Below are 9,062 nucleotides of genomic sequence, written 5' to 3' on the forward strand. Positions count from 1 at the left end.
GGCGGCCCCCGGCCTGGGGTTGCTTTTCGTTGGGCCCCCCCCCCCGGGGGGGGGGGGGGGGGGGGGGGGGTTTGCGCGGGGCCGGGGGCCCCCCCCGGGCGGGCCGCCGGGGGGCCCCCCCGCCCCCCCGGGCGGCCGCGTAGCCGAGGAGCCGGGGCGCCCCCGCGCCCAGGATCTCCAGGGCCCGGGTGAGCTCGGTGACCCGGTGGCTCCCTTCCGCCCAGGTCGCTGTGGTCACCGCGGTCCGCGCCCCGGCGGCGGCGTGCTGGGCGAGCACGCCGCCCGAGAAGAGGGACTCGTCGTCCGGGTGGGCGTGAATGGCGAGCACGCTCGGCAGGGACATGGTGGGCGCCTTCCTGTCGGTGTACGGGAGTCGGACCTGTCGGGGTAGGGGGCCGGACCTGTCGGGGTATGAGGGCCGGACCCGTCGGGGTACGGGTGCCGGGCCGGTGTGGGCGGGGCCTCAGCCCCAGTCCAGCTCGCTGTACGGGACCCCCGCGCGGATGGACCCGATGGCCGCGCGGGCGTACGGGACGATCGGTTCCGGGAGGTCGTCGGGGTGCCACCAGCCCCAGCTGACGCACCGGTCCGGCTCCAGGACCTCGGGGGTGCCCTGCCAGCGGCGGGCCCGGAAGACCAGTTGCAGCCGTGGCTGCGCTCGTGGCGTGTGGGCGAGGTGGACGGCGTGGGCGAACTCCACGTCGGCCGGGTCGATCACCAGACCGGCCTCCTCCTCCGCCTCCCGCACCAGGCAGGCGACGGCCGACTCCCGCTCGCAGTGCCCGGCCAGGAAGTGGTGCACCCCTCCGGCGTACGGGGAGTCGGGGTGGCGCAGGCCGAGCAGCACCCGGCCGTCGGCGTCCTCCAGGTGGAGATGGACGCCGATGATGTTGGGGACGGCCGTCGCACACGGCGCATGCGCCGCCGGCCGGGGCTGCCGCGCATCCGCCGCGTGGCGCAGGACCAGGTCGAGGGTCGAGCGGCTCATCCGCAGGCGGGGAAGGACCTCCGGGGCGAACCAGTGCAGCATCACTCCCTCCGTGAGCGTGAGCCCGGCGGGGTCGCCGTTCCACCGGCCGGAGTAGACGGCCACCGGGACCGTCGTGCCGTCCATGCCCGTCGCGTTCTCGACGGCGTACGGCTCCAGTACGGGCAGGTCGAGGCCGGCCTCCTCCCGCAGCTCCCGGCGTACCGTCTCCTCCAGCGACCGGTCCCGCGGTTCGCGGCCGCCGCCCAGGAGCGACCAGGCTCCCGGCTCCCAGATCAGGCCCGGCAGGTGGTCGCACAGGTGCATGAGGTACTGACCGGCGTCGTTGCGGATGAGTGCCGAGGCGTTCGCCGGCTCGGCGGCGGTGGAGCCGGTGGCGGACGTTGGACTGGGGGCCCCGGTCGCGGGAGGCGGTTGCTCGGTCACGTGGAGACCGTAGCGCCGGCCGGGCGGCCGGTTGGTGCGGTTCGGCGATGGACCGCCCCAGCGGGTGACGGGAGAGCCTGCGGCCGTGCGTACGTATGGACTCGGCAGGCGCGGGCAGCCGCACCGGGAGACGGTGGAGGAAAGCTCCATCTGTCCCTTTCATGCTGTTGTGGAGGATCGAAATGACCCACCCGTACCCCGAACCCGTACCGCCCTCGCCGACGCCTCCGCCCGTGCCGGGTCCGCCCACCCCCGTGCCGACCCCGCCGCCCGTGCCGCCGGGCCCCGGGCCGGTGCCTCCCGGGCCCGCCCCGGACCCGATCCCGCAGCCCCCGGCACCCGGTCCGGACCCCGTGCCCGACCCGGAGCCACAGCCCGAGCCCGCCGGGGCGTAGGCGGCAGGCCGTAGGCGGGTGCGCGGGGGCCGGCGCCGAAGCCGCCCCCGCGCCGGCCGGTTCGCACGGTACGGGGCCGGACTCAGCCCGGCCCCGTCAGCGCCTCCGCGTGCGCCAGGCCGCTCTCCGCGGCGATCGCGTCCATCGTCTGGGCCTCCCGCACCGTCGCGAACGTCACCTCGCCGCCCGGCGCCGTGGAGCGGAAGCCGTACACCGGGGGGCGCGGCAGGCTGTTGTACGCCCACGGGGTGGAGAAGTAGTACGCCCCGGTGTCGTACAGCACGACGAAGTCGCCCTCGGCCAGCTCCGGCAGCTCCCGGCCGTGTGCCACCACATCGCCGGCGAAGCAGCAGGGCCCCGCGACGTCCTGCGCCAGCACCCGTCCGCGCTTGGGTGAGCCGTCCGCGGCGAACGCGCCGATCCGCAGGGGCCAGGAGTCGGGCATGAAGACGGTACGGGTGGCGGTCTGCGCCCCCGCGTGGGTGAGCGCGATCCGGCGGCCGCCCGCCTCCTTCGTGTACTCCACCCGCGCCCCGATGAAGCCGTTCTTCGCGAGGAGCGACCGGCCGAACTCGGTGACCAGCGCGTACCGCCCGGAGAAGAGCCCGGGGGCGGCCGCCGTCAGCGCGTCCACGTAGGCGGCGTAGGTGGGGTGCACGGTGTCGTCGGTGAAGTTGACCGGCAGCCCGCCGCCGATGTCCAGGCTGGTGATCTGCCGGGTGCCGAGGCGTACGTTGATCTCCTCGGCCAGCTCGTACGTCTGCGCCACGCCCGCCGCGATCAGCTCCAACGGGCAGCCCTGGGAGCCGACATGGGCGTGCAGACGGGTGAGCCACGGGCGGGTCTCGAAGGCACGCACGACCGCCTCGCGAGCGCCCGGATCGCGCAGAGCCACCCCGAACTTCGAGGTGTCCGTCGCCGTGGACATCGGGCCGATCGTGCCGCCGCCCACCTGCGGATTGACCCGCAGCCCGAGGACGGAGGGGGCGTCCCGGTGGCGCAGGGAGTCGATGCGGTGGAGCTCGTCGAGGCTGTCGGCGTTGACGGCCACCCCGAGGGCGAGCGCCAGCCGGATCTCCTCACGGGTCTTGGCGGGGGAGTCCAGGACGATCGTCCTCGGTGCGAAACCGGCCTCGACGGCGAGCCGCAGCTCCCCGGGGCTCGCCACCTCGCACCCCATGCCGCAGGTGGCGAGCAGCCGCAGGACCGGGATGAGGGAGGAGGCCTTGGCCGCGAAGGTGTGCAGCACACCGGGGCTGTGGGCGAAGGCCTCCCGCAGCGCCGTGACGGACGAACGGACCCCGTCCGTGTCGATGAACCCGGCCACCGGGCGGGACTCGCTCAACAGCCCCTGCCCGACGGCGGCCCGGACGGCCGCGTCGAAACGGTCGACGGTCGGCGGGGCCGCGCCCGCAGGCTCCGGTCGGGCGGCGCCCGGAGACGCCGGCGGGGCGGTGTCGGGAGAGGCAGGTCGGGCGGTGCCCGGAGGCTCCGGGCGGGCGGTGTCCGGAGACGACGGCCGAGCCGTGCCCGGGTGCTCCGGGCGGGCCGTGCCCGGGTGCTCCGGCCGAGCTGCGCCCGGAGACGCCGAAGAGGCCATGTCCGGAGGTGCCGGCCAGGTCGTGCCCGCAGGCGCAAGGGAGGCTTTGTCCGGAGAGGCAGGTCGCGCGGTGCCCGTAGGTGCCGGGCCGGTGGTGCCCGGCGATGCGGTGGCCCGTCCGAGCGGTGCGGAAGGCTTCTGTGTCGTACGGCCGGAGTCGGTGATGGCTGCCCCCACAGGTCTTCGGCGGATGGCTCTGGACCGGCCGCACCTCAGGCGATGAGCCCGACCACTGCCTCCGGCGTCAGCATCCGGAAGGTGAACGCCTGCTGGAAGTAGAGGTGGACACCGGTGGCGTCGTGGTCCGCGTAGCCGATCGACAGATCCTGGCCCAGGCGGAGTTCGAAGTCGCCGCCCCGGGTCGAGAGCAGCACCCCGCCCCTGACCGCGGGTGCCCACAGGATCTCGCCGTCCACGATACGGCTCAGATGGGTCTTGACCGGATACCCGTGGTCGGAGGTCTCGGCGGCCTCGGTGAACGCGTCGGCGCCGAGCAGCAGCCGGTACGGCCCGTCGACACCGGCCAGCCGCAGCCGCGTCACCGCCTGGCTGACCGCCACCGGATAGTCCCGCGCATCGGCGGGCAGCGGCAGCGGGTCGTGCGACGAGCCGTCCCGCAGACCGGTGATCCCGGCCGCCGCGTACCCGTCGATGAGCGCCATGTCCTCGGCGAAAGCGCAGGTGCGGGCCGCGTCCTTGACGGGCTGCCAGTCGCTGTCGGCGGAGCCGCGTTCGACGTCGTCCACGGCCTGCCGGGTCACCGTGAACGGCACCCGCCACTCGATGACCGGCATCGACGTACGCGCTCGGGCCGAGACGTCCGGGGCGGGCGGGTCGATGTCGCGCAGATGACCGTCACCGACCGCGGCCGTGGTGGGACCGTCCGGATCGGAGACGTCGACGACGCGGCGGCCCGCGACATGGCGGCGGAAGGTGCGCCGCGCCTCCTCCTCGATCTCTTCCCAGGCGGCGGGGGTGACCGGTGCGAGTTCGCGGTGCAGATTGTTCATCACTGGGCGCTTTCCTGGAGGCTGCCGAGGCGCAGCGAACCGTGGTCCGACCCGGCGGCGGGGGGCTCCTGCCGGACCGGTACGGCCACCGGTTCCGGCCGGGCCCCGGAGCGGATCGGAGGGGGCGGGGGCGGCGGGGCGTCGAGGAAGTCGGCGCGCGGGGCGAAGAAGAGGGAGCCGGTGACCGCGGTGGAGAAGTCGAGGATGCGGTCGTGCGTGCCGGGAGGGTCACCGAGGAACATGTTGCGGAGCATGCGCTCGGTGACGTCGGGGTCGGCCGCGTACCCGATGAAGTACGTGCCGAACTCGCCCTGCGCGAAGTTCCCGAACGGCATGTTCGCCCGCAGGATGTCGCGTTCGGTGCCGTCCGGGTCGGTGATCGTGTTGAGCGCGAGGTGGGAGTCGGCGGGTTTCTCCTCGTCGGGGAACTCCACGTCGTCGAACTTGGTGCGGCCGATGACGCGTTCCTGCTCCTCCACGGAGAGCGCGTTCCAGGAGGCCAGGTCGTGCAGGTACTTCTGCACGACGACGTAGCTGCCGCCCTCGAACTCCGGGTCGTCCGCCGCGCCGACGAGCGCGGCCGAGCGGGCGTCGTCGCCCACCGGGTTCTCCGTACCGTCCACGAAGCCCAGCAGATCCCGGTGGTCGAGATAGCGGAAGCCGTGCGTCTCGTCCACGATCCGCAGCGCCCCGCCGAGCTTGGTGAGCAGCTGCGCCGCCCACTCGTAGCAGACGTCCATCCGCTCGGCCCGGATGTGCAGCAGCACATCGCCCGGGGTCGCCGGGGCGTGGTGGAGCCGGCCGCGCAGCTCCGGGAACGGGTGGAGGCGGGCGGGGCGCGGTCCGTCGAACAGCCGGTCCCAGGCGGCGGAGCCGAACCCCGCCACGCAGGCGAGGCCCGCGTCGGGGTGGCGGAAGCCGAGGGAGCGGGCGACGGCCGCCAGGTCCGGCAGCACCTCCCGTACCGCTTCCTCGCCGCCCGGCTCGACCGTGCCGACGAGGATGATCGCCGCGTTGGTCAGCGGAGCCACGACGGGCTGGACGGAGACGGGATCGGGTACGGCTTGGGACATGCGCGCACACTCCAGGCCTCGGACGGATCGTGTACAGGGCTCGCAGCCCACTAAGCCACGTCCCGCACACGCCCGCACCCGGGGTGGCCCGCCCGGGGACCCGCCCCCGCGCCCCCGGGGGCGTACGTCTCAGGGGCGTACGCCTCAGCCGGCCTCGGTCTCGGACCGGTCCCCGCCCCAGAGCGTGTGGAACGTCCCCTCCCGGTCCGTACGCCGGTAGGTGTGCGCCCCGAAGAAGTCCCGCTGCCCCTGTGTGAGCGCCGCGGGCAGCCGGTCCGCGCGCAGCCCGTCGTAGTACGACAGCGCGGCGGCGAAACCGGGCGTCGGCACACCCTGGCGGGCCGCCTCCGCCACCACCGCGCGCCAGTCGTCCTGGGCGGCCCCGATCTCCCGCCCGAACTCCTCGTCGGACAGCAGGCTCACCAGCTCGGGCCGGGAGTCGTAGGCGGCCCGGATGCGGTCCAGGAACGCCGCCCGGATGATGCAGCCCGCACGCCAGATCGCCGCAACCGAACCGAGGTCGATGTCCCAGTCGTACGCCTCGCCGCCGGCCCGGATCTGGTGGAAACCCTGCGTGTACGAGACGATCTTCGAGGCGTACAGGGCCTGCTCGACCCGGTCCGCGAACGCCGACGCCGCCGCCTCGTCCAGCGGCTCCGCCACCGGTCCCGGCAGCTCCCGCGACGCCTCGCGCAGGTCCGCGTGGCCGGAGAGCGAGCGGGCGAAGACCGCCTCGGCGATCCCGGAGACCGGAACGCCCAGGTCGAGCGCGATCTGCACCGTCCAGCGCCCGGTGCCCTTCTGCTCCGCCTGGTCCTGCACGACATCGACGAACGGCTTGCCGGTGTCCGCGTCCGTGTGGGCGAGGACCTCGGCGGTGATCTCGATGAGGTACGAGTCCAGCCGCCCCGTGTTCCAGCCGCGGAAGGTGTCGGCGATCCGCTCGGGGGAGTAACCGGCGACCCGGCGCAGCAGGTCGTACGCCTCGGCGATCAGCTGCATGTCCGCGTACTCGATGCCGTTGTGCACCATCTTCACGAAGTGCCCGGCCCCGTCCGGGCCGATGTGCGCGGTGCAGGGGGTGCCGTCCTTCGCCTTCGCGGCGATCTTCTCCAGCATCGGGCCCAGCGACTCGTACGACTCCGCCGAGCCGCCCGGCATGATGCTCGGGCCGTGCAGTGCGCCCTCCTCGCCGCCGGAGATGCCCGCCCCGACGAAGTGGATCCCGCGTTCGCGCAGCTCCTTCTCCCGGCGGCGGGTGTCCTCGAAGTGGGCGTTGCCGCCGTCGATGATGACGTCACCGTCCTCCAGCAGCGGCGCGAACTCCTGGATCACCGCGTCCGTGGGATCCCCGGCCTTGACCATGACGACCAGGCGCCTGGGGCGTTCCAGAGCCGCGACGAACTCCTCGGGGGTCCGCGCGGCGACGAACGTGCCCTCGTCGCCGAACTCCTTCACCAGGGCGTCGGTCCGCGAGGTGGTGCGGTTGTGCACGGCGACGGTGAAGCCGTTGCGGGCGAAGTTCCGGGCCAGGTTGCGGCCCATCACCGCGAGCCCGGTGACGCCGATCTGTGCGGTGCCGCTCATCTGTGTGCTCCTGATTCCGGGGGTGGTCGGTCAGGGGGTACGGGGCGGGGGCGGTGGTGGCGGCGCTCAGGAGCCCTCGGCGGAAGAGCCGCCGCGGGGAGGACCTCCGGCGGGAGAGCCGTCGCCAGCCGCACCGTCGCCAGAAGCGCGGGCACCGTCGCCGAGCGCGCCGTCCGGGAGCGAACCGTCCAGCAGGGTCTCGTCGTCCCCGTCCTCGGGGATCACGTGCATCGCGGCTTCCTCGGCAGAGGCCGCCGCGCCGTCGATGCCCACGTCGCTGGCGGTCAGCGTGGCCGGGACGCTGCCGTCCGCCTGCTGGGTCAGCCGCCCGGCGCGGGCGACGCCGACCTTGCCGTCCCAGAGCTCGCCGTCCCCGTCTGCCAGGTCCCCCACCCCGTCGCCCGTGAATCCGGGCGTCTCGGGGAGTTCCCTGGTCAGCCGGGCGTCGAGGGACTCGCCCCTGAGAGTTTCGGCAGCCGTGGTGCCGAGACCCTCGACCACCCAGGGCCGGTCCGGCGGCGAATAGCCCTCGTCGAGGGGGTCGCCGGTGCCGGAGGGGTCCAGGAGCGTGTCCTCGGCGCCGAGCTGTTCCTCGGGGTCGGATGCCTCCGGTTCCTGGGGCTGGTAGACGTCGTCCCCCCAGTCGGTGTCGCTCATGGCGCGTCCTTTCCTCGGGAGAACCACTGGCCCCTGTACGCAATTCCACTCCGGTCCCGCGCCCGCCGCAAAGGGAAGATCGGATTCCGGTTCTCGGCCGGGGTGCGTCGGCCGGTCCGTACGGAGGTCGCAGCCCTGTCCGTACTGGGGGGTGCGGCCCCGGTCGTACGGGGCTACGGCCCGGTCTGTACGGGGGCGCGACCCGGGTCGTACAGGGGTGCGGAAGCGGCGGCACAGGGTGCTCGTACCGTCCGGTGGGCCCGTGCATAGGGTTGCCTCCTATGACCAACGGATCGCAGTCGCCCGGCGGCGAGCACTCTTATCCTCAGCGAGGGCAGCAGCAGTACGGAGGGGCCGTTCCCCCTCCCTGGGCGGCGCCGACCGTCCCGTCGGGTGTAGCGGCCCACCCGCAGCCGTCACCCCCGCCGGGCGGTGGCCGCCGGTCCGCGATCGTCGCCGTGTGTGCGGCGGCCGCCGTGGTCGCCGCCGCCGGGGTCGCCGGTTTCCTGCTCCTCGGCGGGGACGACGAGGAGAAGCCTGCGGCCGGGCCGACGCCCGCGGACTCCGTCGCCCCGTCCGACGGGCCCGCGACTGCGGGGCCCCTCGTGCCCGGCTGGAAGACCGTGGTCAACCCCAAGCGCGGCATCGCCTTCGACGTACCGGCCCAGTGGGCGCCGAAGCCGACCGCCTGGGTGAGTTACGTGGCCGAGGACAGTGACCCCGAGGAGACCCCGCTCGTCGGTTTCTCGGCCCCGGCGATCCTCAAGGAGAAGTGGTGCCTCTCCGACGAGGACAGCGACGGGACCAAGGAGGAGACCGCGCTCGCCTCCGCCGGCTCGCGGGGCGAGAGCGGCGCCCGGAGCACGGAGGAAGCGGCCCGGGAGAACGCCCGCCTGTGGGTCTACGGCAGCTACGCCCAGCCGCACGAGGACAAGGTGACCACCGGCCCCGCCGAGCCCTTCACGACGAAGTCCGGCCTCACCGGCAGCGTCGCGACGGCCACCTCGTCCGGCGTCGAGGCGAAGGGCCGGTGCGACTTCGACGGCAGCGCGACCGCGTTCGCCTTCGAGGACGCGAAGGGCGAGATCGTCTCCTGGACGTTCGTCGGGGTACGCGGCGTCGCAGACGAAGTGCCCGACGCGACCGTACGGAAGATTCTCTCCACGGTCCGGCTCGCGGAAGGGACCTCCTGACCCCGCCCCTTCGGCAGCACCGCCGCACCGGCCCCGGAACGGCCCCTCGGCGCGCCTGACGTGCCCCGCTTCGCTCCCGGCGGGCCGGGGCGCGCCCGGCCGGACGTACACTCGGCTCATGGGTCGTAGCGCC

Annotated in this window: 7 protein-coding genes and 1 pseudogene; 1 reads left to right on the top strand and 7 read right to left on the bottom strand. The window is 74.1% G+C overall.

The features are described from left to right. Positions 1-127 precede the first annotated feature (127 nt). The 7 genes and pseudogenes from AB0917_RS32050 to AB0917_RS32080 all read right to left on the bottom strand — a co-directional run. Positions 128-343: pseudogene (locus tag AB0917_RS32050) on the bottom strand (PIG-L family deacetylase); the annotation flags it as partial. Between the two features lie 120 nt (positions 344-463). Beyond that, a complete protein-coding gene (locus AB0917_RS32055) occupies positions 464-1,414 on the bottom strand; it encodes an NUDIX hydrolase (protein ID WP_366823225.1) in 951 nt (316 codons plus the stop codon). Between the two features lie 477 nt (positions 1,415-1,891). Continuing rightward, positions 1,892-3,154, bottom strand: a complete 1,263-nt coding sequence (locus AB0917_RS32060) for a diaminopimelate decarboxylase (RefSeq protein ID WP_366823226.1) — start codon at positions 3,152-3,154, stop codon at positions 1,892-1,894. Between the two features lie 467 nt (positions 3,155-3,621). Further along, positions 3,622-4,419, bottom strand: a complete 798-nt coding sequence (locus AB0917_RS32065) for a family 1 encapsulin nanocompartment shell protein (RefSeq protein WP_366823227.1) — start codon at positions 4,417-4,419, stop codon at positions 3,622-3,624. After that, positions 4,419-5,492, bottom strand: coding sequence for a Dyp-type peroxidase (locus AB0917_RS32070; RefSeq protein ID WP_366823228.1), 1,074 nt, complete (start codon positions 5,490-5,492; stop codon positions 4,419-4,421). Before AB0917_RS32070 ends, AB0917_RS32065 begins: the two co-directional genes overlap by 1 nt. 144 nt (positions 5,493-5,636) lie before the next feature. Beyond that, positions 5,637-7,079 carry an NADP-dependent phosphogluconate dehydrogenase gene (gene gndA, locus AB0917_RS32075; RefSeq protein ID WP_366823229.1) on the bottom strand — a complete coding sequence of 481 codons (1,443 nt, stop codon included), beginning with the start codon at positions 7,077-7,079 and terminating at the stop codon, positions 5,637-5,639. A 66-nt stretch (positions 7,080-7,145) separates the two neighbouring features. Continuing rightward, positions 7,146-7,736, bottom strand: coding sequence for a DUF5709 domain-containing protein (locus AB0917_RS32080; RefSeq protein WP_366823230.1), 591 nt, complete (start codon positions 7,734-7,736; stop codon positions 7,146-7,148). A 281-nt stretch (positions 7,737-8,017) separates the two neighbouring features. Here AB0917_RS32080 and AB0917_RS32085 point away from each other — a divergent pair, with 281 nt between their 5' ends. Then, positions 8,018-8,929: a hypothetical protein gene (locus tag AB0917_RS32085; RefSeq protein WP_366823231.1), complete on the top strand. Its 912-nt coding sequence runs from the start codon at positions 8,018-8,020 to the stop codon at positions 8,927-8,929. The last annotated feature ends 133 nt before the right edge of the window (positions 8,930-9,062 follow it).

Origin of the sequence: Streptomyces sp. NPDC007346 (assembly GCF_040703535.1) — a bacterium.
Classification (GTDB): Bacteria; Actinomycetota; Actinomycetes; order Streptomycetales; family Streptomycetaceae; genus Streptomyces.

What these genes read in the sequence shown, in the direction of transcription:
- gndA (WP_366823229.1), bottom strand. Translation starts at nt 7,079, where the DNA reads ATGAGCGGCACCGCACAGATCGGCGTCACCGGGCTCGCGGTGATGGGC.
- AB0917_RS32070 (WP_366823228.1), bottom strand. Translation starts at nt 5,492, where the DNA reads ATGTCCCAAGCCGTACCCGATCCCGTCTCCGTCCAGCCCGTCGTGGCT.
- AB0917_RS32065 (WP_366823227.1), bottom strand. Translation starts at nt 4,419, where the DNA reads ATGAACAATCTGCACCGCGAACTCGCACCGGTCACCCCCGCCGCCTGG.
- AB0917_RS32080 (WP_366823230.1), bottom strand. Translation starts at nt 7,736, where the DNA reads ATGAGCGACACCGACTGGGGGGACGACGTCTACCAGCCCCAGGAACCG.
- AB0917_RS32085 (WP_366823231.1), top strand. Translation starts at nt 8,018, where the DNA reads ATGACCAACGGATCGCAGTCGCCCGGCGGCGAGCACTCTTATCCTCAG.